Source organism: Pseudomonas sp. P4_C8, from assembly GCF_056401975.1.
In genome coordinates this window covers 1-24343 of the sequence record NZ_JBFUIH010000001.1, presented here as the reverse complement: position 1 = coordinate 24343, position 24343 = coordinate 1, and the positions used below count along the sequence as shown (strand labels likewise).

At 55.0% G+C, this 24343-nt stretch carries 19 protein-coding genes and 2 pseudogenes; 13 read left to right on the top strand and 8 right to left on the bottom strand.

The genetic code is table 11. The features are described 5' to 3' along the window. Window positions 1-314: 314 nt before the first annotated feature. From tssI to AC1DWM_RS00095, 3 genes are read left to right on the top strand one after another with little or no spacing between them, the layout of a single operon-like run. A complete protein-coding gene (gene tssI / locus AC1DWM_RS00105) occupies window positions 315-3788 on the top strand; it encodes a type VI secretion system tip protein TssI/VgrG (protein ID WP_477794379.1) in 3474 nt (1157 codons plus the stop codon). Further along, entirely contained in the window at window positions 3781-4434 is a 654-nt protein-coding gene (locus AC1DWM_RS00100) for a DUF2931 family protein (RefSeq protein ID WP_223512560.1), read from the top strand. The genes tssI and AC1DWM_RS00100 overlap by 8 nt, the downstream gene beginning before the upstream one ends. A 17-nt stretch (window positions 4435-4451) precedes the next feature. Next, window positions 4452-5102, top strand: coding sequence for a DUF2931 family protein (locus AC1DWM_RS00095; RefSeq protein WP_477794463.1), 651 nt, complete (start codon window positions 4452-4454; stop codon window positions 5100-5102). A gap of 63 nt (window positions 5103-5165) precedes the next feature. Here the strand turns inward: AC1DWM_RS00095 and AC1DWM_RS00090 are convergent, their stop codons facing one another. Next, window positions 5166-5462, bottom strand: coding sequence for a hypothetical protein (locus tag AC1DWM_RS00090; protein WP_223512563.1), 297 nt, complete (start codon window positions 5460-5462; stop codon window positions 5166-5168). A 508-nt stretch (window positions 5463-5970) separates the two neighbouring features. Here AC1DWM_RS00090 and AC1DWM_RS00085 point away from each other — a divergent pair. Continuing rightward, a complete protein-coding gene (locus tag AC1DWM_RS00085; RefSeq protein WP_477794378.1) occupies window positions 5971-6249 on the top strand; it encodes a DUF2790 domain-containing protein in 279 nt (92 codons plus the stop codon). A gap of 90 nt (window positions 6250-6339) precedes the next feature. Continuing rightward, complete coding sequence (locus tag AC1DWM_RS00080) at window positions 6340-6735, top strand: hypothetical protein (RefSeq protein ID WP_223512567.1); 396 nt, start codon at window positions 6340-6342, stop codon at window positions 6733-6735. Here AC1DWM_RS00080 and AC1DWM_RS00075 read toward each other — a convergent pair. Then, complete coding sequence (locus tag AC1DWM_RS00075) at window positions 6732-6995, bottom strand: DUF1652 domain-containing protein (RefSeq protein WP_223512569.1); 264 nt, start codon at window positions 6993-6995, stop codon at window positions 6732-6734. The genes AC1DWM_RS00080 and AC1DWM_RS00075 overlap by 4 nt on opposite strands. 284 nt (window positions 6996-7279) lie before the next feature. Here AC1DWM_RS00075 and eco point away from each other — a divergent pair, with 284 nt between their 5' ends. Next, on the top strand, window positions 7280-7762 hold the full coding sequence (gene eco, locus AC1DWM_RS00070; RefSeq protein ID WP_477794377.1) for a serine protease inhibitor ecotin: 483 nt from the start codon (window positions 7280-7282) through the stop codon (window positions 7760-7762). Between the two features lie 30 nt (window positions 7763-7792). On the opposite strand, the pseudogene ilvA reads toward eco, so the two are convergent. Beyond that, window positions 7793-8788: pseudogene (gene ilvA, locus AC1DWM_RS00065) on the bottom strand (threonine ammonia-lyase, biosynthetic); the annotation flags it as partial. Between the two features lie 248 nt (window positions 8789-9036). Here ilvA and AC1DWM_RS00060 point away from each other — a divergent pair. Beyond that, the gene (locus AC1DWM_RS00060; protein WP_477794462.1) at window positions 9037-9345 is read left to right on the top strand and encodes a DUF2834 domain-containing protein; all 309 of its coding nucleotides are present in this window, start codon (window positions 9037-9039) and stop codon (window positions 9343-9345) included. Between the two features lie 97 nt (window positions 9346-9442). Here the strand turns inward: AC1DWM_RS00060 and AC1DWM_RS00055 are convergent, their stop codons facing one another. After that, complete coding sequence (locus tag AC1DWM_RS00055) at window positions 9443-10594, bottom strand: PQQ-dependent sugar dehydrogenase (protein ID WP_223512579.1); 1152 nt, start codon at window positions 10592-10594, stop codon at window positions 9443-9445. Window positions 10595-10619: 25 nt separating this feature from the next. Further along, complete coding sequence (locus AC1DWM_RS00050; RefSeq protein WP_477794376.1) at window positions 10620-10970, bottom strand: hypothetical protein; 351 nt, start codon at window positions 10968-10970, stop codon at window positions 10620-10622. Between the two features lie 186 nt (window positions 10971-11156). On the opposite strand from AC1DWM_RS00050, the gene ku reads away from it, so the two are divergent. Further along, window positions 11157-12002, top strand: a complete 846-nt coding sequence (gene ku / locus AC1DWM_RS00045) for a non-homologous end joining protein Ku (protein ID WP_223512587.1) — start codon at window positions 11157-11159, stop codon at window positions 12000-12002. A 147-nt stretch (window positions 12003-12149) separates the two neighbouring features. Here ku and lpxO read toward each other — a convergent pair whose 3' ends face one another. Further along, window positions 12150-13049, bottom strand: a complete 900-nt coding sequence (lpxO, locus tag AC1DWM_RS00040) for a lipid A hydroxylase LpxO (RefSeq protein ID WP_477794375.1) — start codon at window positions 13047-13049, stop codon at window positions 12150-12152. A gap of 712 nt (window positions 13050-13761) precedes the next feature. Here lpxO and AC1DWM_RS00035 point away from each other — a divergent pair. After that, window positions 13762-13971, top strand: coding sequence for a hypothetical protein (locus AC1DWM_RS00035; RefSeq protein WP_477794461.1), 210 nt, complete (start codon window positions 13762-13764; stop codon window positions 13969-13971). Between the two features lie 554 nt (window positions 13972-14525). Here the strand turns inward: AC1DWM_RS00035 and AC1DWM_RS00030 are convergent. Beyond that, complete coding sequence (locus tag AC1DWM_RS00030; protein WP_477794374.1) at window positions 14526-18521, bottom strand: nSTAND1 domain-containing NTPase; 3996 nt, start codon at window positions 18519-18521, stop codon at window positions 14526-14528. Window positions 18522-18629: 108 nt separating this feature from the next. Here AC1DWM_RS00030 and AC1DWM_RS00025 point away from each other — a divergent pair. The 4 genes and pseudogenes from AC1DWM_RS00025 to AC1DWM_RS00010 form a co-directional block, all read left to right on the top strand. Then, window positions 18630-18752: pseudogene (locus AC1DWM_RS00025) on the top strand (IS5/IS1182 family transposase); the annotation flags it as partial. A 622-nt stretch (window positions 18753-19374) separates the two neighbouring features. Then, window positions 19375-19863, top strand: coding sequence for a hypothetical protein (locus AC1DWM_RS00020; RefSeq protein WP_477794373.1), 489 nt, complete (start codon window positions 19375-19377; stop codon window positions 19861-19863). A 266-nt stretch (window positions 19864-20129) separates the two neighbouring features. Then, on the top strand, window positions 20130-20339 hold the full coding sequence (locus tag AC1DWM_RS00015; protein ID WP_477794372.1) for a hypothetical protein: 210 nt from the start codon (window positions 20130-20132) through the stop codon (window positions 20337-20339). Window positions 20340-20931: 592 nt separating this feature from the next. Then, the gene (locus AC1DWM_RS00010) at window positions 20932-22452 is read left to right on the top strand and encodes a DUF2235 domain-containing protein (protein ID WP_477794371.1); all 1521 of its coding nucleotides are present in this window, start codon (window positions 20932-20934) and stop codon (window positions 22450-22452) included. 755 nt (window positions 22453-23207) lie between these two features. Here the strand turns inward: AC1DWM_RS00010 and AC1DWM_RS00005 are convergent. Then, window positions 23208-24343, bottom strand: a 1136-nt coding sequence (locus tag AC1DWM_RS00005; RefSeq protein WP_477794370.1) for an NACHT domain-containing protein, incomplete at its 5' end; no start/stop codon positions are given.

Sequence of the window (24343 nt, the reverse complement as noted above, 5' to 3'; positions counted from 1 at the left end):
CAGCTCCCACATTTTGATCTTGATCAGGCACAGATTGGGTGACCGCAGCTGATCCCCTGTGGGAGCGAGCCTGCTCGCGATGGCGGTGCCACAGACACCGCCCACCTCCAGTTCCTCGCCACATCGAGACCGACACTCCGAGCTTTCCAGCAAAAACATAAAGAAATATCCCCTGTATTCATTGGCCAAAACCGTGCCACCAAGGGTTCTCCCAATGACCGGACACCCGCCCGCCTACGCCATTTGCGCCTTGAACGAGGCGGTTTAATCCTGCACCATCCGCCCCAGCTTATCCAAAGGACGGAATTCAAAGCATGCTGGACGCTAACGCAGCCCATATTTCCCTCACGCTCAAAGGCGTGTCCGCTGACCTGCAAGTGCTCAGTTTCGTGGGCCGTGAAGCCCTCAACCAGCCGTTCTGTTTCGACATCGAACTGGTCAGCACCCGCCCCGACCTGAAACTCGAAGAGATCCTGCACAAACCCGGTTGCCTGATCTTCGGTGCAACCGGCAAAGGCCTCATCCACGGCCTGGTCTATCGCATCGAGCAAGGCGACTCGGGTAAAAAACTGACCCGCTACAGCATCAGCCTGTGCCCGCAACTGGCCTACCTGCGCCACAACCACGACCAGCAAATATTCCAGCAGTTAAGTATCCCGAAGATCATCGCCCAGGTCCTGGAAGCGCGCGGCATCCTCGCTGACGCCTACAGCTTCCAGCTCGGCGCGAACTACCCGGATCGCGATTACTGCGTGCAGTACGACGAATCCGACCTGCATTTCATCCAGCGCCTGTGCGAAGAAGAAGGCATCCACTTCCACTTCCAGCACAGCGCGAGCGGGCACAAAATTGTTTTCGGCGATAACCAGACCGTGTTCCGCAAACTAGCGCCCGTGGCCTACCAGCAAGACTCCGGCATGGCCGCCGAGAAACCGGTGATCAAACGCTTCAACCTGCGCCTGGAAACCCGCACCAGCCGCGTCAGCCGCCTCGATTACGACTTCGAAAAACCGCGCATCCTGCCTGAAGGCGCGGCCAAGAGCGGATTCGCACCGGACCTCGAAGACTACGATTACCCCGGCCACTTTTTCACCCGCGAACGCGGCAAACAGCTGGCGACCCGCGCGCTGGAACGCCATCGCAGCGACTACAAACTCGCCGAAGGCAAAGGTGACGAGCCCACGCTGGTCAGCGGCCACTTCATGGCCCTCAGCGAACACCCGCGCGCCGAGTGGAACGACCTCTGGTTGCTGCTCGAAGTCGTCCACGAAGGCAAACAGCCGCAAGTGCTCGGCGAGAACATCACCAGCGACGTCACCCACAACAAAGACGATTTCCATCAGGGCTATCGCAACCGCTTCCTCGCCACGCCGTGGGACGCGCACTACCGCCCTGCCCTCGAACACCCGAAACCCAAAGTCCTCGGCAGCCAGACCGCCATCGTCACCGGACCACCGGGCGAAGAAATCCATTGCGACGAATACGGTCGCGTCAAAGTGCAATTCTTCTGGGACCGCGACGGCCAGGCCAACGACAAAACCAGCTGCTGGCTGCGCGTCGCCACCGGCTGGGCCGGCAATGCCTACGGCGGCATCGCCATCCCGCGCGTCGGCATGGAAGTACTCGTCACCTTCCTCGAAGGCGACCCCGACCAACCGCTGGTCACCGGCTGCCTGTACCACAAGGAAAACCTCGTCCCTTACGACCTGCCCCCGAACAAAACCCGCAGCACCTTCAAAACCTTCAGCTCACCGGGCGGCAAGGGCTACAACGAATTTCGCATCGAAGACAAAAAAGGCGCGGAACAGATCTACCTGCACGCCCAGCGCGACTGGGATGAAAACATCGAACACGACCAGAAAATCCGCATTGGCAACGAGCGGCACGACACTGTCGAGGCCAACGTCTTCAGCGAGTTCAAGGTTGAAGAACACCGCATCACCCACCTGGATCGCAAGACCGAAGCGCGGGCCGATGATCACCTGACTGTGTCGGCGACCCAGCATGTGAAGGTCGGCACGGCGCAGTTTGTCGAGGCGGGTGAAGAGATTCACTACAACGCTGGCGACAAGGTGGTTGTTGAAGGCGGGATGGAACTGACGGCCAAGGCTGGCGGGAGTTTCGTCAAGGTGGATGCCGGGGGTGTGACGATCAGTGGGGCTGAGGTGAAGACCAATTCGGGTGGGGCGCCGGGTTCGGGGAGTGGGATTCAGATTCTTGCGCCGATAATCCCGGGCGTGGCCGCCGCAGCCGCTGCGGGAAAATTGTTGAGTGCACCTCCCGTGAAGGAACTGAGCACTCCTCCTCTGGAGGAAGAAGAGCTTGAGGAAGAGGAAGAAGAGGAGGAGGTCGGGGAGGAGGAAATTACTTTGCGGGTTGGGGTGTTCTTCGATGGGACGGGCAACAACCAGAACAATAGCGAGCGGGTGTTTGGCTGCTTTGCGCCGGACGTGAATCTGGAGGAATCGGCTGAGGATATTCGTCAGTTCTGTGCGGCTCATGGTTATGATGGCAAGGGAAGTTCACCGGATAACAGCTATGGGAATGATGTCAGTAACGTGGCCAGGCTGTATGACCTTTATGATAACCAAGTGAATAAAACGCTGCCCATCGATACCAAAACGGCCAGCCTGCGAGTTTATGTGGATGGGATAGGTACCAGCAGTACTGCCGAGGATTCAACCTTTTCGCAAGGTACAGGTTTAGGTGCACAGGGCGTCAGAGCGCGGGTTGAAGAAACACCGGCGTTACTTGTTAACGCTCTGCGGGCCTTTGGGGCAAACAACCCAGATAAACGTGTTGGCCGGATCGAATTCGATATTTTTGGGTTCAGTCGCGGTTCCGCAGCAGCACGGGATTTTGCCAATGAAGTCCTCAAGGGCGAAGGAAGCATTCTGGCTAAAGCGATCCCCGTTGGTACTCCCGGGTTAGCGTACAGCTTTGCCTGGAAGCCACATACCAATGTGTCAATAAATTTCATTGGCGTTTACGACACGGTCGCGGCTATTGCCAATCCGCTGGTAGGGGACTGGACTGGAAATAACGCTTATAACCCGGGGATCAATATCCATCTGGCACCTGACGCGGCCAAGAAGGTCGTCCAATTGGTCGCTCGAAATGAACGCCGTTATAACTTTGCCCTCAACAGTCTTGGCTCGGCCGATATTGTCCTGCCAGGTGTGCATTCGGACTTGGGTGGTGGCTATTTACCTAAAGCAATGGAACGCATCCTGCTCAGCAAACCCCGTAAAAGCGCGGTCGAAGAAAGGGCATCTTTCGCTGAAGCCAACAGTTACAAACGTGCCCAGCAAGACTTGCGTCGACTTCAAGATCAACTGGCCCAATATAATCTTTCTTTAGAAGTCCGGACCTGGGAAGTTCCGTTTCGCACTACAGAGAAAAATAATAGCAAAGACATGAAATACGTTTATGCCGCAGTTAGCAGCCAGCGCGAAGTTCGCAGTGAGTTGTCCTTGATTTACTTTCGAATCATGCGCGAACTGGCCGTGGAAAATGGAGTGCCGTTTGGCGAGATTGATGAAGGTGAACCACGACTTTCGTTACCTGCAGAACTCGTGCCCATCTCCGAAAAATTGATGGCATACGCTCAGGGGAAAAGAAAAATAGCCGGGCTAACCTCGCAGGAGGAGGAGCTGTTGTTCCAGCGTTACGTTCATCTATCGGATAACTGGAACGCGGCCAAAAATCGCAACAATAGCGACTTGGATATCGTTTTCATCAATCGACCAGACGAAAATTCTAAGCGCACGGTGCACCCGAATGAGTAATTTTATACGTATCGTTATAGCCGCTTTTCTGCTCAGTGGCTGCAGTGTTGCTAGCAGCCAGTCAATGCCTTACAAGTCCTGGTTTATAGGATTTTCGGCCCCCGACTACATGGAAGTTTGGATCGAAACAGCCGATGTCGTCGATATTCAAGACCATGTATATCCACGTGCGATGAGTGGTGTTGCCTCCATGTTAAAGCCTCCGAACAATTCCGGCGACCCGCGAGGCTGGCCTAAAAGAGCCGCTATCGGCGGCGGCAAGCGTGTGACGGGAGCCGACTTACCGAATCAAATCTATGTTCGTTGGCAATCGCTGGTCGAACCGCAAACCTACCTGATGGTGATTAAAATCCCCGAAGCCACTCGGGAGATCATGCGCAAGGGGGAGAAAGCTTTCTGTAAATTTGATGGAAAATGGATCACAGGATATCGCGATTCGATCGATATAGGGTTGGCTCCTGGAGGCATTGCTAAAGTCTGGGTGGGCGGTTCCTGTCTGCCACCGATCGAAGTGACTACGGTAAAAGCCGTGATTGATCCACGTGGCCCGTATGAAGGTAAGTCTGGCGGTCACCACCGACCCCTTTCTCCCACTTCCAAAGCTTACGTTGAGAAGTTTGGCGTGCCATATGAGTCTTGGAAATGACAGAGCAAAGCAGTCTGATGAATAGTTTCTTGCGAACTACGATTTGCGCATTTTTGCTCAGTGGTTGCACATCTGCTAACAGCCAGTCAATGCCTTACAAATCCTGGTACTTGGGGTTCTCGGCCCCCGCTTACATGGAAGTTTGGATCGAAACCGCCGACGTGGTCGATATTCAGGATCACGTATACCCACGTGCGATGAGTGGAGTTGCCTCTATGCTAAAGCCTCCCAACAATTCCGGCGACCCGCGAGGTTGGCCGAAAAGAGCTGCCATTGGCAGCGGTAAGCACGTAACAGGGGCAGACTTGCCCAAACAGATCTATGTCCGCTGGCAGTCGCTGGTTGAGCCGCAAACTTATCAGATGGTGATTAACATACCCGAGGCGACGCGGGAGATCATGCGCAAGGGCGAAAAGGTTTTCTGCACCGCCGACGGGAAATGGATCACCGGATATCGTAAGGCAATCGCTATAAGATTGGTCCCCGGAGGCATTGCTAAAGTCTGGGTAACCGGTCCATACATGACACCGATCGAGGTGACTACGGTAAAAGCCGTAATTGATCCACGTGGGCCATATGAAGGGGAATCAGGGGGGAAACACCGCCCTCTGTCAGCGGTATCAAAAGCCTACGTCGAAAAATTCGGTGTGCCTTATGGCTCTTGGTAATTCGTGACGCAATACAAAATCCAGCGCCTACGAGCGCTGGATTTTTCTATCATAGGTCAGCCGTCAGACCGGCGCTTTCCACCCCATCATCCGTTGCTGAGCAACCGCTAACAGGTCATACCCATCCTGCGCCAGCAAATAAAGCGCATGAGTAATGTGCGGTATATCTTGAACATCGCCGTGCTTGAAGCATTGGCAATGAAGCGTTTCAAGTAGCTGGCTGGAGGCTCGTACTCGCTGTAATGCGGCTTCGAGAATGTCTTGGGGGTTGGCTTCGGTGTCGATCACCAAAGGACTTGAATCAGTAACGCCGCTGTTGAGTGAACGATAGCGATCTGGAAAAGGTTTAAAAGTTGGCATATTAATTACTCGATGGTTAATAAGTAACGCCAGCACCGTGACCAAACGATGGGAGGCGGCTGTGTACAGGCTTGGTCAACCGATACCATCAAATCGGTTCGCCCGAAGGCGTCCAGCACACAGCCACCATTGCAACGCACTACGAGGACTTGGATGTCCGCAGGGCGAATGATGGCACACATATGTGAGATGGCATCAGGTGACCAAACCCGATCGCTGATTTTGCAGCGAAGCCAAACAGTAATCGCTACACCCCAGCAGGCGAAAGTCGACAAGTCACCTGACCCTGTAGGACCAAGCCGAAGATGCCGTAGAAGCTTTCCTGACGAAACATCCGACAGACGTTTCTCCTGTCGCGACAGGCGGCATTCAGCCGGGTTAACCCTCTCTTAACGTTAAGGTCCAAAATTCTACTGGACCGCACGCCCTCAGACGCTTCTGACGCCCAGTGCGGCAGGCTCGACGTTTATCGTCGAGCTGATTTTCCGCCTGCACTGGAGATCGTCACATGAACACCCGCATGTTGCTCCTTGCCTCTGCCCTCGCCTGCACCGCGTTTACCGGACTTGCCCAAGCCTACGATACGTCCACGCCCACATCTACTTCCAATGCCACTCCTTACCACTACGGCATGCAGCTGAACGTGGGCAAAGTCGTGTCCCTGACAGAACCAATAACCGATGAATGCAAGGTGGTTATCGCCGACATGAAGTACATCGATAAATCCGGCAAGCCTGAAGAAATCACCTACAGGAAGCTTTCTGACGCGTGCAGTTACTACAACTGACGGAAACGTCTGATTCGAAACCGGACGGTTTTACTGTGAGGGTTCTGGCGTTATGCTTGAGCGCCTCCCTCACTGCCGCAAGGATTCGCTATGCAGTTGTCGTTTCGTTCGTTGTCGATGTTCACTGCCGCCCTGTGTTTGGTACTGGCACTGGTCTGGGGCTTGATGCCTGACAGGTTGCTGGCGATTTGGGGTATTGAGTTTTCCTCTACGGCGGGCTTTGTTGCGCGGCGCATCGCTGTGCTGTTCGCGGCGCTGGGATTGATTTGCTATTGGGTTCGAAACGAGCCGCCGTCCGTGACTCGCAACGCACTGAGCAGCGGATTTATGGTCGGGTGTTTTGGCCTGGCAGCATTGGGTTTCGGCGAATGGCTCAATGGCCATGTCGGGCCGGGCATTTTGCTTGCGGTGCTGGCGGAGCTGGCGCTGGGCCTGGGGTTTCTTCAGACCCGGCGCGTGTCGGTAGAATTCGAAACCGCAGGTTAAAGCGCTTTACGCATCCACGGATGAGATATGACCACAGGATGCTGTTTGGTGCGTAGACCAGCGATCAACCCGTTGATTTCCCGACAGCCATTCAGTGTCGAGGCATCAATGCCGGTCACGTTCAATTCCAGCAAGTCGGTTTGACCGTCTGCATACACTTTTACTGTCATCGATAAGTCCGGAGACAGTGTGCATTGGCAGCGCTTGGGCAAAAAACTGCTTTCGATGATGTTGCGAAGTTCCAAGGCAGAAAGAAACATGGCGACCCTCTCCTTTTTGAGATTGCCAATCAATGATCGATGCTGGCTCATATGCAGTCCGACCAGCTTAGGAACAGACAAAGCATAAGATATGTCTGGAATTTCGCTGTGCAGCTCATCGGAAAATCAATGGCTTAGCGCCAGGACTGAGAAAAACCGCCGTGCAATCTGCAAGAAGGGCCCTGGACAGCGTTGCAAATTACCGGTGCAAAGCGCCGGGTTTGCATTAGCGTCTGAGCGCAGTAAGAATGGCGCCACGAATTGATTACAAGCAAGGAGGCATCATGGGTTCTTTGACCTTTATTACGACTGTCGGACTAACGGTTGCCGGCCTGTCGAGCATCGCTCATGCCGCAACACTTGAAACCATCGCTCCGTATCCAAAACCCGAAAGTGGTTTTACCCGCCAAGTCATCCACCTCGCCCCGCAAACCAAAGAAGATGACTTTCAGGTCGAAATCCTCGCGGGCAAGACCCTGACCGTGGACTGCAATCGCCAACGTCTAGGGGGGATGCTTGAAGAGAAAAACCTGGAAGGCTGGGGCTACCCGTTCTACCGACTGGAAAAAGTCATCGGCCCGATGAGCACGCTGATGGCCTGCCCGGACGGCACAAGCAAAAAAGAGTTCGTACCCGTGGTCGGCGACGGCTTCTTGCTACGTTACAACAGCAAGTTGCCGATAGTGCTTTACGTGCCAAAAGACATCGAAGTCCGCTATCGGATCTGGTCGGCGTCGAGCAAGGTTGAGAAAGCCGTTCAGGAATAACTTCACCCCGCCTCACGCCGGCGCGCAGCTTAACGCTGCGCGCTCGGCCACGTGGCGCAAACTGTCGAAGTTGATGTTGGCCCCTGAGTCGATGGCCACCAGCGTCTGACCACGGATACCGGTTTGCGCGACGTATTTTTTGATCCCGGCGACAGCCAGCGCGCCGGACGGTTCGGTGATCGAGCGGGTATCGTCGTAGATGTTCTTGATGGCGGCGCAAAGTTCGTCGTTACTGACCGTCAACACCTCATCAACGCAAAACCGGCAGACTTCGAAGCCATAAGCGCCGATCTGCGCCTCCGCCACGCCATCGGCGAAAGTGCCGACGCTCGGCAGGACAACCCGTTCGTGTGCGTGTAGCGCTGCCGCCAAACACGCCGAATGTTCTGACTCGACGCCGATGATGCGCACTTCAGGTCGCAGGTATTTGACGTACGCGGCGATGCCGGCGATCAAACCTCCACCGCCCACCGGCACAAAGATCGCGTCGAGCGGGCCCTGATGCTGGCGCAGGATCTCCATCGCCACGGTGCCCTGCCCCGCGATCACGTCCGGGTCGTCGAAGGGCGAAACAAAGGTGCGACCGGTTTGTTCGGCCAGGTTCAACGCATAGTCGAGAGCAAACGGAAAACTCTCGCCGTGCAGTACAGCCTCCGCCCCGCGACTTCGAACCCCGAGCACTTTCAGTTCCGGCGTGGTACGCGGCATGACGATGGTCGCGACAATCCCCAACGTTTTCGCTGCCAGCGCTACGCCCTGGGCATGATTGCCCGCCGACGCGGTGAGCACGCCGCGCGCCTTTTGCTCATCACTGAGTTGCACCAGCTTGTTGTAGGCACCGCGAATCTTGAATGAAAACGTCGGCTGCAAGTCCTCACGTTTGAGCAGGATCTGATTGCCCAATGCCTCGCAGAGCGCCGGCGCCGATTGCAATGGCGTACGTACCGCCAGTTCATACACTGGCGCGGCGAGGATCTTTTTTACGTAATGCTCAAGCAAGTTTTGCTGGGCGAGAGTGCTGCTCATGGTCGTCTCCTGGCTGTGTTCGGAGCCCTGGAGACAGAAAGTAAAAACCCGCCTCTAGGGCGGGTTGGGTGCTGCAGTCGTGAGCTAGCCCGCCAAATAAGGAATGGCGGTAATAATGCTTGGCTGGCAGCGCAATACGGTGGAAGTCATGGCTGGAAATTAGCCTTGGGTTGGTGGCAAGTCAATGGCCAATTTTCTTCGGCTTCTGTAGGGTGCTGATTCTGCTCATTGTCCCACGGAAGGAAACCATGAAGTCTGTCGCCCTGCCCCTCGTTGCTTTGATTGCCTTTTCCGGATACACCGTTTCGGTGATGCTCCAGGCTGAACAGTCGTTGGTTGATTTCGGTATCAGCCTGATGTCGCGGCCGGATACTGCGCAGGTGGTGATTGATCTTTACCTGTTGGCGACGCTGGCGGCAATCTGGATGTATAAGGATGCGCGCAAGCGGGGGCGGTCGGTGGCGTCGGTGATGCCCTATCTGTTGATCCTGGCGATTTTTGTGTCTGTCGGGCCATTGTTGTATCTCGTCGTTCGGGGGCTGCAAACCCGAAAATAGTGTTCTTGAGATTGCCTTCGCGAGCAGGCTCGCTCTCACTTTGGATATGTGGCGTTTACATACCTGTGGGAGCGAGCCAGAGCCCCAGTACCGAGGGTTATTTCAGGCCAACCTTGTACAACGCCCCGTCGTCTTCGTCGGTCAACACATACAAATACCCATCCGGGCCTTGCCGTACATCCCGGATCCGGGCCTTGAACTCACCGAGCAAGCGCTCCTCGTGAACGACTTTATCGCCATCAATCTGCAAGCGGATCAACTCCTGGCTCACCAGCGCGCCGATGAACACGTTGTGCTGCCAGGCTTTGAAACGATCACCGTCGTAGAACGCCATCCCGCTCAGGCCCGGGGATTTTTCCCAGACATGATGAGGCCCCACGGTGCCTTCGGCGGTCTTGCCCTTGGCTTCCGGGATCGGCTGATCGGAATAGTTGATGCCGTGGGTTGCCAGTGGCCAGCCGTAGTTTTTACCTCGCTCGATGATGTTCAGCTCGTCGCCGCCTTGAGGCCCATGCTCGTTCTCCCAGAGCACGCCGGTCCACGGATTGAGCGCAGCGCCTTGCGGGTTACGCTGGCCATAGGACCAGATTTCCGGGCGCACGCCGGCTTGACCGACAAAGGGGTTATCGTCCGGCACTTGGCCGTCCGGGTAGATCCGTACGACTTTGCCTTGTAGCTTGTCGAGGTCCTGGGCCGTTGGCCGGTCATTGTTTTCGCCGAGCGTGATGAACAGATAGCCGTCGCGATCAAACACCAGTCGCGAACCGAAGTGGTTGCCGACAGAGAGCTTCGGCTCCTGGCGAAAGATCACTTGGAAGTCCTGGAGCGTTTTCAGGTCTTCGGACAATTGCCCTCGACCGACCGCCGTACCCGCCTTGTCGCCCGCGCCACCACCTTCGGCATACGACAGATACACCGTACGGTCCTGCTTGAAGTCCGGGGACAGCACCACATCCAGCAAGCCGCCCTGCCCCTTGGCCCAGACCTTCGGCACGCCATCAATCGGGGCGGACAGTTCGCCGTCAACGCTGACGACACGCAGGTTGCCCGGCCGCTCGGTAACCAACATGCCCTTGCGATCGGGCAGGAACGCGAGCGACCACGGATGTTCCAGCCCCTTGGTGATCGTGGCGACTTCAAGGGTGCCCTGTTCGCTTTCCAGTTCCTGGACCGGCGCGGCAAAAACGGGCGTTGCGGCGGTGTTCAGTGCGCAAGCACACAGGGTAGCCAAGAGGGTTTTACGCAACATGCACGATTCCTTTTGTCGTTCCTATTCAACGGTTGCTGGTGCCTGCATCTCGCGGAGGTGGATTGGGAATGAATATCGGTGGGCTGGCGGGAGCCGATTGACTTTGGGGGTAACGGTTGCCGATACCGCCGTTTTCCAGGGTCGGAGGGCGCGGCGGCACCGGCACGGTATTTGGCCTGCGCATGGCCGGGGCGCTGGATTGCGAGCCTTGCATGCTGTTCGGGTTGGCGCGGCGAATCGGGCTGTTGTAAGGATTGCTCGAAGCCCCTGTCGGGCTTTGGGCCAGCAGCAATAATGGCGATGGCGTCGCGTGCGCCAGACTGCTCAGCAAACCACTCAGCGCCAATACGGCGCAGCCGAGCACATATCTGTTCATGGGGGAGCCTCTCTACGTGGATAGAGTCTTCGATAGCACGCTACGCCCGGGGTTCGGATTTGTTAACTAAAACCTCTTTCATAAGATGTAACACGAGACGACCACCCCCCCGGCCGGGGCCGCAACTGACTGAAACTTTTGCTTCAGGCCAAAGGTCACCTGATCATCACTTGCGAGAAGACGACCATGGCACGGGCAATCTGGAAAGGCGCAATCAGTTTCGGGCTGGTGCATATCCCTGTAGCGCTGGTGTCGGCGACGTCTTCCCAGGGGGTGGATTTCGACTGGCTCGACAGCCGCAGCATGGAACCGGTCGGATACAAACGCGTGAACAAGGTCACCGGCAAGGAAGTCACCAAGGAGCACATCGTCAAAGGTGTGCAGTACGAAAAGGGTCGGTACGTGGTCCTGAGCGAAGAAGAGATCAAGTCGGCGCATCCGTTATCCACGCAAACCATCGACATCTTTGCCTTTGTCGACAGTGAGCAGATCCCCCTGCAAAACATTGATACGCCCTACTACCTCGCCCCGGATAAACGCGGCGGCAAGGTGTACGCGCTGTTGCGCGAAACGTTGAGCAAAACCAATAAAGTCGCCCTCGCCCATGTCGTGTTGCACACTCGCCAGCACCTGGCAGCGTTGATGCCGCTGGAATCGGCGATGGTGTTGGTGATGCTGCGCTGGCCAGCGCAAGTGCGCAGCCTCGATACGCTTGAGCTGGGCAGCGAAGTGACCAAGCCCGAACTGGCCAAGGGCGAACTCGATATGGCCAAGCGTCTGGTGCAAGACATGAGCGCCGACTGGAAACCCGAGGACTATCGCGACAGTTTTGAAGACAAGATCATGGCGCTGGTCGAGAAGAAGGCCAATGAAGGCAAGATTGAGGACGTCGAGACGACGGGTGAAGAAGAGCGCAAAACGGCGGATGTTATTGATTTGACCGAGTTGCTGAAACGTAGCTTGGGTAACAAGGGCGCCGGGAAAGCCAAACCAGCTGCGCAGAAAAAAGCCACGAAGGCTTCTCGGGGCTAGTTCCGGATTTTGCGGTGTTTGTTATGGCCTCATCGTCGGAACGCCGCCCGGAGCAAGCTCGGCTCCTACAATGGATTTGTGTACGCCGCAAATCCATTGTAGGAGCCGAGCTTGCTCGCGATAGCTTAATCCGCCACAACACATAATTCAGATCAGAACAAACACCGCCAGCAACCCACCAAAAATCCCCCACTTCCCAAAATAGTAAAGCTTGCGATTGGTTTTCTTCAGCGCTTTGGCCCGCAGGCGGACTTTGTAGACTCTGGTAAACAAAAGGTTAATGCCGCCGGTCCTGTCGCCCTCTTCGTTCGGCGCGCCTGCCGCCGACATGATGTTACGGCTGAACCAGCCATTGAACGCCGCCACCCAGCGGTATTTCATCGGGCGCTCGACATCACAGAACAGAATGATTCGGTTCTGTTGCGTGGTGTTTTCCGCGTAATGAATGAACGTTTCGTCGAACATCACCGCTTCGCCATCGCGCCAGTGGTAGTTCTCGCCGTCGACATTGATATAGCAACCGGCATCGTTCGGCGTTTCCAGGCCCAAGTGGTAGCGGTAGGAACCGGCATAAGGATCGCGGTGCCGGACCAGTCTGGAACCCGGCGGCAATTCGGCGAACATCGCCGCCTTGATCGAGCCGATGCCCTGCACCAGTTCAGTGGTGCGCGGGCAGAGTTTCATCGCCGAAGGATGGCTGTCGCCGTACCACTTCAGGTAAAACCGCTTCCATCCCGTCTTGAAGAACGAGTTGAAGCCGACATCGTTGTATTGATCCGAGCGCTTGATGTCCCCCGCCTTCAGCAGGTTCTGGCCTTCGGTGCGGATTTCTTCCCAGTGCGTCTGCAACGGGCTTAGGTCTGGGAAGTCCGCTGGATTGAGATAGGGCTTGTTGGGAATTTTCGAAAACATATAAAGGAAGCAATTGAACGGCGCCAGGAACGTAGAGTGATCGCTCAGTTGGCGGCCCAGCTTGTGGCGCACGCGACCGCGCAGGTGGACGTACGCAATGGAGGCAACGTAAATAAAGGCAATGATCAGTTTCACAGAAATCGTCACACGTCAGAAGTGAACAAACTGCCTTCCCTGCCAGCCTGTCGGCCAATGGACTTGTGCAGCGTCTGAAAACGAAACAGCGGGCCCGATAGCGCCGTCGTCGAACCGGTAGCGGCTATCGGCCACCGTGTTGAAAAATCGCATTTTAGCCACGGTTTGTCACAAATAGTTAGCATTCAGGTGTGAAAATCTGTTCGCGGATACCGTCAATGCGCCCGAGCGGTCTCAACGCCCTATCGTTTAAAGAGCCAGACCAGTACAATCGCCGCCAAACATTACGCGCCCCCCTTGGTTGATGACGGGAATGAACCCCGTCTCAGCGCACTTCGACTCGGGCCAAGCGCTCCATATGCTGCTGTCCACTTATTGCCAGATGGACCTTCCGCTTCTGACCGGGATGCATTTCCCGTGGTTTGAATACCGGAAACGGGTACTGAATCGGTACTGCCGCAACCCTAGCTACTCTGAATGCTTCGCAGGAAAAACCTTTGATCTCTACAGCTAACATCACGATGCAGTCTTGATCGGGGTTTCCTGAGGACTAAAGCCAGCATTTACAGGGGCTGAAAACCTCACCAGCCCCCTACTTTTCTCCTCTTTGGCCCAAAAATTGGCCCAAGCCACCGGCTTCCTGCCGATCGAATACAACCCCTACAAATCCACTTTTCAGATGCTACGCTCACATTTCCATGGAGGAATCGCGATGCCTAACTCCGACCTGCTCCCTTCCCTGCTGTACAAAATCAATGAAAACCAGCTCGCACTGGAAGCCGCCATCATGGAGCTTTCGAACTGGATCGAGCAGCGCGGATCGGCAGATGTCGCCGATAACGTACGCGGTGCCCTAGAAGCAATCGATAAGAATGAAAACTTCATCAAAATTACGCTCGCGGTGATGATGGCGCCGGAATGACTGTGATCGGCCGATTCTGTTGAAAAAGTCGGTCTGCCCAAACTGCCTGATCATTGACTGGTGAAAACGCCTTTTTTGCACGCTGCTATGTGAAATCCGAGTCCGGAAGCCTTTGCCAAAAGTAAAGATTTCAATCTCAGACGCGTACTTTTCTGATGCGCAAATTATGGCCGAATTTTTTAACAGAATTGGCCAGGAGCAGACGGTGATCGACCGCCGCAGCAGGTTTCGGCATCCAGCAATCGATACAGAGCCTGCGCATGAGACACCTTCAGGTCCGCTCGATGCAGGTTCCAACAACTTTGCGAGTTCTTTAGGGCGGTAGCAGCAACGACTCGGCTGTCCAGTTTTCTGGCCTGCGACGGCCTCCTCATCCGCTTGAGCACGTAAATGTTCATGACATTGTCCGCGGCAAAAACGATGGTTTACTGGACTACAGTCATGCTGTCAGCGGCCTACGTGCCAAGCCTGAATGCTTGGCATCCAAAAACTGACCATATTGTTCAACGTCCAGGAACATATCTACGCCGTGTAGTTTCTGCAAACTGGGTCAATTAGTGCTCGAGAAGCGGTGGGCGGAGCTGATCCGGCCTAATGCCATAGTTCTGCTCGGCCCAGCTCAAGGCGGCACTGAGGTTGCCATCAAAGTCTGTTCCTGCCAGAGGTTTTAAGACCGAAAGCAGCGGGGCATAATCGTCGAGGAATGGATGGCCGGCTATCAAGAGCGTCTCTTGGACGAGGGCAAAATGGCGGTCTGGGTCAGCACGTTTGGCCATTACTCCCGCTAACGCCGCATAGGCCTTCGCGAGGTCATAGACTCCGTCCTCCGCTTGCTCCAGTGACGTGCGCAGAGCCATGGCCTCAACTTTTACGTCCGCATCAATCAGCCGCGCCGCGACAGCCGTGTAGGCGTCCAAGAGCAAGCGGGCAAGTTCGCCCTTCGGTGCTTGCACCAGTGACGTGCGCAGAGCCATGGCCTCAACCTTTACGTCCGCATCAGTCAGCCGCGCCGCGACATCCGTGTAGGCGTCCACGAGCCGGTCGTTGAGCCACATCCTACTCCAGCCAGTAGTTCGCTCCAGCGCCGTGCGCAAGGCTGTGGCCGCATATTTTACCTCCGTGGCATCGGTCAACCGCGCTGCGACCACGCCGTAGACCATCACTAGCAAGCGAGCACGCGTGCCAGTCGGCGCTTGCTCCATTGACCTGCGCAAGGTCACTACCTCAGCTTTTATGTCCGCATCGGTCAATCGCGCCGCTACGACCTCATAGGCATACGCGAAGTAGTCGGCATCTTCACGAGCCGGTTCTTGCTCCAGTACCCGGCGCAAGGTCACGGCCGCATCTTTTATTTCCGAGGCATTGGTCAACCGCGTCACGACGCGCGCGTAGTCCACCGCAAGCCAACCGGCACGCTCGTCAGTCTTTGCTTGCTCCATTGCCCTACGCAAGGCCGTGGCCTCAATTTTTACGTCCGCATCAGTCAGCTGCGCCGCGACGATCTTGTAGGCCTCCACGAGCCGTTGGCCACGTTCTTCAGTCGGAGCTTGATCCAGTGCCTTGCGCAAGGCAATGACCGCATCTTTTATCTCCCCGGCATCGGTCAACCGCGCCGCGACCACCCCGTAGGCCTCTATGAGCCTTCCGGCACGCTCGTCAGTCGGTGCTTGCTCCAGCGACATGCTGCGCAAGATCATGGCCGCATTTTTTATCTCTGTGGCATCGGTCAAACGCTCCGCGACGACCGCGTAGGCATTCGCGAGGTGCTTAGCATGTTCCTGAGCCGTTGCTTGCTTCAGTGCCCTATGCAAGGCCGTGGCCTCAACTTTTACGTCTGCATCAGCCAGCCGCGGCGCGACGGCTATGTAAGCGCCCACGAGCCTGCCGGCACGCCAGTCAGCCTGTTCTTGCTCCAACGCCTTGCGCAAGGCCGTGGCCTCAATTTTTACGTCCGCATCAGCCAGCCGCGCCGCGACGGCTGTGTAAGCGCCCACGAGCCTGTCGGCACGCCAGTCAGCCTGTTCTTGCTCCAACGCCTTGCGCAGGGCCGTGGCCTCAATTTTTACGTCCGCATCAGTCAGCCGCGCCACGACGGTCGTATAGGCATCCACGAGCTTGCGAGCACGCTCGTCAATCGGTGCTTGCTCCAGTGCGCTGCGCAAGGCCATGGCCGAATCTTTTATGTCTGTGGCATCGGTTAACCGCGCCGCGACGAGCGCGTAGGCGTCCATGACCCAGCTGGCACGCTCATCAGTCGGTGCTTGCTCCAGCACCCTGCGCAAGGCCGTAGCCTCAACTTTTACGTCCGCATCGGTCAGCCGCGCCGCGACGACCGCGTAGCACTTCTCGACCAATATGTCACGCTCGTCAGCCGGTGCTCGCTCCAGTGCCGTGCGCAAGGTCATGACCGCTTCTTTTATCTCCATGGCATCTGAAAGCCGCGCCGCGACGGCTGTGTAAGCGCCCACGAGCCAACTGACACGCCAGTTCGTCGGTGCTTGCTCCAATGCCCTACGCAGGGCCGAGGCCTCAACTTTTATGTCTGTGGCATCGGTCAACCGCGCTGCGACGACCTCGTAGATCTTTACGAGCCTGCTGGCACGATCTTCGGTCGGTGATTGCTCCAGTGATGTGCGCAAGATCTGAGTTATCTCCCGCACCTCTGTAACATCGAAGCCAGCATGCGCCAGGGGCCAAGCGCTATTAGTGGCGCGCTCCAATTGTCCGGCCTCCTTAGTTACGAGTTCATAAACACGTCTGCGCAGTATTGGGGGGGCACGCCAAATCTGTAACACCGCACTCTTTTCGCCTTGGGCAGCGAACTTGTCAATCAGTCGATTGGCCTCCAGCGTCAGAGCCCTGTCTTGGTACCAAGCATGAGCCGATGCGCCAATCAGCACCATGCACAGTAGGGCAATCGCCGGCCTGACTGCGCTAAGCCGCACATAACTTGCAGCTTCGCCAAACTCGAGGCGCCTTCGCGCTCGTTCCCAGCAAACACGAGCTAACACACCAACAGGAAGTAACGCAGCCCACCTTTGCCGCCAATCATACGCTGCCTCCTGATAGCGCACCTTGGACTCACGCAAAGAGACAGCCCAGCGATCAGCCTGTCGCGCCTCTGCCAAAACGGAGCGCGCTAGGTAATCGTGGTCCAGTTGCCACGCACTACTGTGATTGCCTACTTCGGCCGACCGGACTATTTCATCGTGTTGCAACACTTTTAAGATGGCTTCGATACGCTGCGGATCACCGACAATTCCAACAAGGTCGGAAAGCAATGTCCTTTTTGCCTTAGGCGGCTGATTGGGGCCACCTGCCATTATTAAATGCCCTAAGAGCGCGCGTACCGTCCGGATACCCGCCTCACCGCCTCCTGCGGAGTCGCTCGCACGAATAATAGATCGCGAGATAACTAGAGTCCCAAGGCCCTGCAGACCTCCTGCGTTTCGGTAGCTCCGTGGAGTTAAAACAGGTAATTGACGTAGGCCCAATAACACGGTGCGCACCTGCTGCATCAAGATCGCTCTCTCTGCTTTCAGATCGATCTCCAAACGGTCGCGCAACTCATGCCATCCGCCTGCCGGGTTACTAACGACCGGCGGCAGGGTATCGTCGGCTGCTATCCCCGCTAACAACGGGCGTAGATGTTCAGCCTCGACCCTCGGCAGGGTGCGTGTGCTTGTCTGGTCCCCGTCAAGAAAGCGAACGCAGGCCAGGCCCGCAGCGGTATCTGCACGTGTGATGACTAAAAGATGCAATCGGCCCTCGCTCAGACCATCGTTAACCAGATCCCAAAAACAGTTGCTCTTAGCAAGGGCAGAGGGGGATAACCAGTTGCCATCGTCATCCATGAAACGGTTGCGGTACTGTGCTTGGTAGTCATCGAATTGATCGGCGATCAGCAATGGCCGTCGCCCAAGGGTATGAACTACAGCTATCAAACGCGCATTCAAATCGAGAGCCAAACTTTCTGTATGAGCAGCCAAATCAGGCGACGAGGTCCAGCCGAGCTTTTCTCGGTCTATCTGAGACACACTTTGGAAGAGTGCATCCTGGGCTGCCGAAAGCGCTCCACGCAGCCAATCATCGCCCCAGTCGTAAATTGCTACCGGCAATAGCCCATTTTGAGGCAGCAAACTAGGAATCAGGCCAGCACTGACCAAGGCTGACTTGCCACAGCCTGATTCCCCGTCCAACAGTACCAGCCGATGGTTTTTCACAGCGTTGAGCAACCCTGCTAGATCTTCCGCGCGACCGAGCAGTGAGCCGGGGCCAGTGGGGCGCAGCGTAAACGCATCAGGTTGCTCAAGCYGGCTTGACCGATAGAAGCGCCGAAAGCTTAGCCACAACAACAACCCAATAAGCAGGGCGATGAGGGCTGGAGCGACTATGGACACCTCTGGATACAGACCGAAACGTTTAATGTATGAGTCGAAAAATTTGGTAGTCCCTGCATATATAATTGCGGGCAGACCAAACAAGGCGAGTATTGATTTGCTTAGCCCATCCATTGTGCCAAGCCACTCCGTGAGGCGTTTAAGGTCCATCAACCCTCTCCTTCATTGCCCATTGCTGCGTTTGCACGATATTCGAAGTGTAGACTTCAGGTGCAAAGCTTTAGACTGATGTGAGAGTTACTGAGCACTTCTGCAAACAAAGCCAAGCGCAAGATCGAGAAGGCCAAGACCCAGGTACGCGCCAAGATCGAGCACCCATTCCGGGCGATAAAGCGCCGGTCTAATTATATGAAGACGCGCTTCGTGGTTTGACAAAGAACAGAGCGTTTCTCGACGCTGGTATAACCCGCGTCGGCGCCGACCATCTTTTCCTCGCCGTGCAGCAGCTTATCGATCTGTGATATTCGCCACGTTGGCCGCCAAACGGCCCACCGGTGCCAACCGGCTGCATTGGGTCGATTCTGTTGAAAACAGTCGGTTCACCCAAATGGCCTGGTCATTGACTGGTTAAAACGCCTTTTTTACATACTGCTACGTGAAATCTGAGTCCGGAAACCTCTACCGAAAGTAAAGATTTCAATCTCGGACGCATACTTTTCTGCTGCGGAAATCATGGTCGACTTTTTCACCAGAATCGGTCGACTGCAGCGCTTCGCGAAGGCAACAAACGGTCAATAGCACCACGTTCACCCCTAGCACCCCAAGCACCCCATGCTGGGAACTGTATAAGCCTAACTTATTGTTTTTAAACGAATAAATCCACTTACAGCGCTGGCAAAACACCCACTTTTCTGTGCTTATGCAAACGGAAACTCGCGGCCTCCAGAGGAGGTTTTGCGCGCAAGACTTGTGTAACGCGGGCTTCATCAGCTTCACTTTGCTCAATACAAACTATCGTGAATAGGGGCCACACTCACAATCCATGTCTTGGCGAGGTAATTTTATGACGACTAAACCGGTCCCAGGAATCACAATCGCGAAAATCACAGCATTCCAAGCAATATTGGTTGCTGTAATTACTACTGCAGGAGCGCTCGCGGCGGCAGGGTACATTGGTCGCTCAACGGTAGAGCCACAACGCTGGCTCACTATTGAAAGTGTCGAATCAAATGAGTTCCAAGTTGGGCGGATTGTCGTTGAGGTGAACGGACTACACTTCTCCTATCCCTCGACCGCTGTATGGGCAGAATTTGGGGCTGGCATGTCGCGGGAAAAATTTTCTTTGCCACGATCAAGTGATGGCTATCGCATCTCATTTCGAGCATTCCTTTCTAATCCAGGAGCCTCCTCTCCAACTATTCCTGCGGAGTCACAGGTAGTGGAAACTATCGCAAGCTTCCCAACAAACGGACTCGCATATAGCCTCCACCTATCAGAAGGCAGCTACAAATCGGCAAATTCCATAGCAAGGGTTCTTTATCATGTCGAATGATAAAAACTGTCGTAAAGGGCGTAAAATCAGGATCCACCATGTCAAGGCGACCCAGAAACCTACGCAACCAATTGATCTATAACGATAAATAGACGTTTTAGCAGGGGTACAAAACAGTGGTATGCCCCTATAAGAATCAACAACTTAGCGTTGTATATTCCTACAGTAGTTCCTTTTCTCCGACGTCCTGCCGACCGCTGCATTCCCCTATGTGTGTCACCGCATTTCCGCTGCTACGATGCCCCTCTTTCATGGAGGATTTAGTGATGCCTAACTCGGACCTGCTCCCTTCCCTGCTGTTCAAGATCAACGAAAATCAACTTGCGCTCGAAGCCGCGATCATGGAGCTGACGCTTTGGGTTGAACAAAGAGGATCAACGGAGGTAGCCGGCAATGTTCGCGGCGCCCTGCAAACGATCGACAAAAACGAAGAATTTATCAAAATGAGCCTCGCAGTACTCATGGCGCCGGAGTGAGCACGCAAGGGCAGCAATCGGCCCAGGCTGTGTGAAAACGTATGCGCCGATTTGAAGTCTGCGCTGCTACGTAAAATCTGCCAGTGATTGGTTAATCAGGGCCCGGAAATTTGAGTAGGAACGCGATTCTCGTATTGGTTCTGACCGTCAAACCTGCTCTAAAACGTTTTTGCACAGACTCGGCCAAAAGCGGCCGTTCAGATTTAGCTCCTAGGGGTTCCGAGCGCCACTATCCAAGGTAAACATATGGAGACATATCTACTTACCGGTCGAAAGCAACGTAAATATGCCAACTCTATCAACGTAGGGGGTGTGGGCTTGAAGCACACCTAGGAAAAGCGTGAATACTTCGTACATGCCTGAGCCGCGCTACAGAGCGCTGCTGGCCGGACGCCGGCGGCGAGCGCTAATGTTTTTAGCTAGCGCCGCTTGACGCCCCCGCGGGGCTGATCTTGAATCTTGTTTGCCGCTGGGTTTCCGTGGTCAGCGCGCCCTTTCCGACCGACGCGTCTGGCACTGCTCGCAGCATGTAGCCAAACCCGCCGTCGGGCTTCTTTAACCGGCTCCTGCATGCCGGGAAAAAGGATCTGCCATGCCTAATCTGGTTATTTGCTGCGACGGCACCTGGAACACCCCCGACCAACTCGATCAGGGCGTCCCCGCCCCCACCAACGTGGTGCGGCTGTACAATGCCATAGCTGATTTCGACGCCCAGGGCGCAGCGCAAACCTCCTACTATCACCCCGGCGTCGGCACCAATGGCAATTGGTGGGATAAAGCCGTTGGCGGTGGCACAGGTGCCGGCCTTGACGACAACATCATGAGCGCCTATCAGAAGCTCTGTTACTGCTACCAGCCCGGCGATGCGATCTTCCTGTTCGGCTTCAGCCGCGGCGCCTACACGGTGCGCAGCCTTGCCGGATTCATCGGCCGGTGCGGGCTGTTGCAGATCGCCGGGTTACCACCAGCCGAAGTCTGGGCGCGCATCCAGACCCTGCTCACCTGCGGCTACCGGCGTAAAACTGAGCAGCGCAAAGACTGGACCGCTCAAGGCTGGAAGTTCCATAACAAGGCAGGCGCGTCGATCCCAATCCATTTCATTGGGGTATGGGACACTGTCGGTGCGCTGGGCATCCCCGACGACATGGCACTGCTCAATCTGCTCGATAATCGCGAACGCTACACCTTCCACGACACCACGCTGCACCCCTTGGTAAAGCACGCCCGCCACGCGCTGGCGATGGACGAACGCCGTGCCTCGTTCCAGCCGACGCTGTGGAGCCAGCCACCGAATGGCACCCAACTCAAGCAGATCTGGTTCCCCGGCGTGCATTCAGACGTCGGCGGCGGTTACCAGCACTGCGGCCTGGCCAATGGCGCGCTGATGTGGATGGTCGATGAGGCGAGCACGGCCGGTCTGAATTTCGACCCGAATGTTGTCGGGCAGATCAAGCCAGACCTCTACGACACCATGCACGACTCCTGTGATGGGGTATTCAACGTGCTGGCGACTCAGCCTCGCAGCGTGGCCGACATGACCACACAACCGGCGCTGTTCCATCAATCAGCACTGGACCGGCAGAAAATCCCACCCATCACCCAATCGCCCTACCGCAAAGCGCGCTTACTGGCACCGCCTACCCCGCTGGTAGTGGACATCTCCGCGCGCCTGCCGTGGAACGAAATCGGTCTGTGGCTCAACGCTGGCACCGCTTACACCTTTAGTGCCAGCGGTGAATGGCTGGACGCCTCGATCGTTTGCGACCCAGACGGGCCAGTGAGTAACAATTTTCAACCCAGCGAACTGGCATACCTTGCCGGCACTGCGCTGGGCAAATTGGAAACCTGGTACGGAAAGCTATTTAACAACAGCAACGCAAACTTTTATTTCACCCGCCGCCACGAGAACTACCCTTGGTTCAGTCTCGTCGGCGCAATCGCCAACAGCGATGGTGTCGATGCCAAAGGCATCCTGCTGAAACCGGAAACCTTCCTCATCGGCCACGGCTGCACGTATACGCCGAAGCGCTCGGGGTATCTCTATGCCTATGCCAATGACGCGTGGAATTGCTATGGGAATAACAAGGGGCATGTCGCGTTGACGATTCAGTAATTCACTGCGTAAGTCCAACACTCGCCCCAGAAACATCGCTTGGCGAAAGAGCTTGGCACAGAAAAACGAGCAACCGATGGCCAAGTAATAAAGAACGAAAGCGAAAACCAAACGCCTTCCGACACAGCAGACTCGTTGGCTTCCGCCACAAAAGACCCCTCGAAGACGGTTGCTGCGGTTTGGATTCCAGTGATCGTTGCCGTTTCCGTCGCCATCGGTGGTGGTATAGGAAGGTATTTCCCACCGGCTTTCCTGTTGTTCTGCAGAAAGAAATTGCGGCACGTAAGGCCTTGCGTACTTCATGAGTCGCCCAACCCATCATTCCACCGGACGCTAGGGTCCGCTTTGGGTCCAGGCTGTGTGAAAACGTTTTAGAGCGAGTTTGACCGTCAGAATCAGAACGAAAAACGCGTTCCTACGTAAATTATTGGTCTGTTGACTAACCAATCACCGACAGATTTTACGCAGCAACGCAGACTACAAAACAGTGCATGCGTTTTCACACAGCCTGGGTCGCTGCGTAAAATCTGCCAATGATTGGTGTATCAGCCGGACCTGAATTTTGCGTAGGAACGCGATTTTTGTTCTGGTTCTGACTGTCAAACCTGCTCTAAACCGTTTTTACACAGCCTCGGCCAGAAGCGGACGGTCACGATAGCCTAGATTGATAGAATTTAATCGTTGGACGCAAACGCTACACAAACAGAGTAGATTTAAGCAAAAGTTAAAGTATTTCATTTTAACGATTGCGAAATTCATGGGCGATTTAATTTCAGCGATATATACAAACCTCGCTTTTGCGCGCTCTCTTGAAGTGATTCTAACAGCACAACTCTTTGAACAGGATTTTTCATGGTTTCAGAGAATAGCATCTCAAACTCGTCATTCTCTGTACAAAGGTCAACTAAAAAAGGGAATACTGACGCTTGCTCTGAAGGACTTAAATCCCAAATGTCGGCCGCGGCAAGTCGGGTAAGAGTTTGTTCCATAGATGTTGAGTGAATCATAAGCCAAGAAGCCGCAAGATACCCGCGCATAAGATCATGACGAAACTCAAATTTCCCGCCACGAGAAACAATAATATGCGCCGAATGTAATGCGGCGACAATATTTTCAGTAATCTGATTATCTACAGCGAAGGTTCGACTACCAGACTTCCATGAAGTCCAGGCAAGCCGACATACTATTTCTTCTGAAAAGGTATCTTCTCCAATTTTAGCCGCAACCCTAAGCGTTTCAGCATAAAGCGCGGTGCGATTTTTTGGAACCGATAGACCGTTATTTATTATGTCGGCTAGAAGAAGGACATCGTATCCGGAGTTAAGTTGCCCTAATAGAGATTCTACCGCTTCATTCAGCGATTGAAGTTTTTTATCTAGGAAAATCTCCAATAGCTCCTTTGCCTCATCAATTGTAAAGGGTGAAAGTATAAGGCGGCGAAATTTTGAGTCGGGACTTGGGCCTTGAGATGTGGCTATAACCTTTGTCTTTTCGGTTTCGGAAATATATTGCAGAAACTCCGAGGTTCGGTTTGCCTCATTCATTCCGTCTAATAATATAGCAAAGTCCCCGCAGGCCAGAAGATTATTGAAATAAGAGCGATCTTCAAATCGCAGGCGTTTAGATCTTAGAGATAGGCGCGTCGCTTCAGGTATCCAGTCCCCCCCGGAAGCTGATATGTTTGCGAAGTCTCTCACTCGAACAAATATCGGAATGCATTTGTAATTCTGCCAAGCAGAATAGAGGTTTTTGTGAGAAAAATACTCACGCATGAATTGTTGTAGCAGTTCTGTTTTTCCGCTTCCCGCAGGACCAGCTAGCCAAAGAACACGATTATTTTTGATTTCACCGGAGAATTGTTTCGAGCTTATTACTTCTCCATCTCTCCATC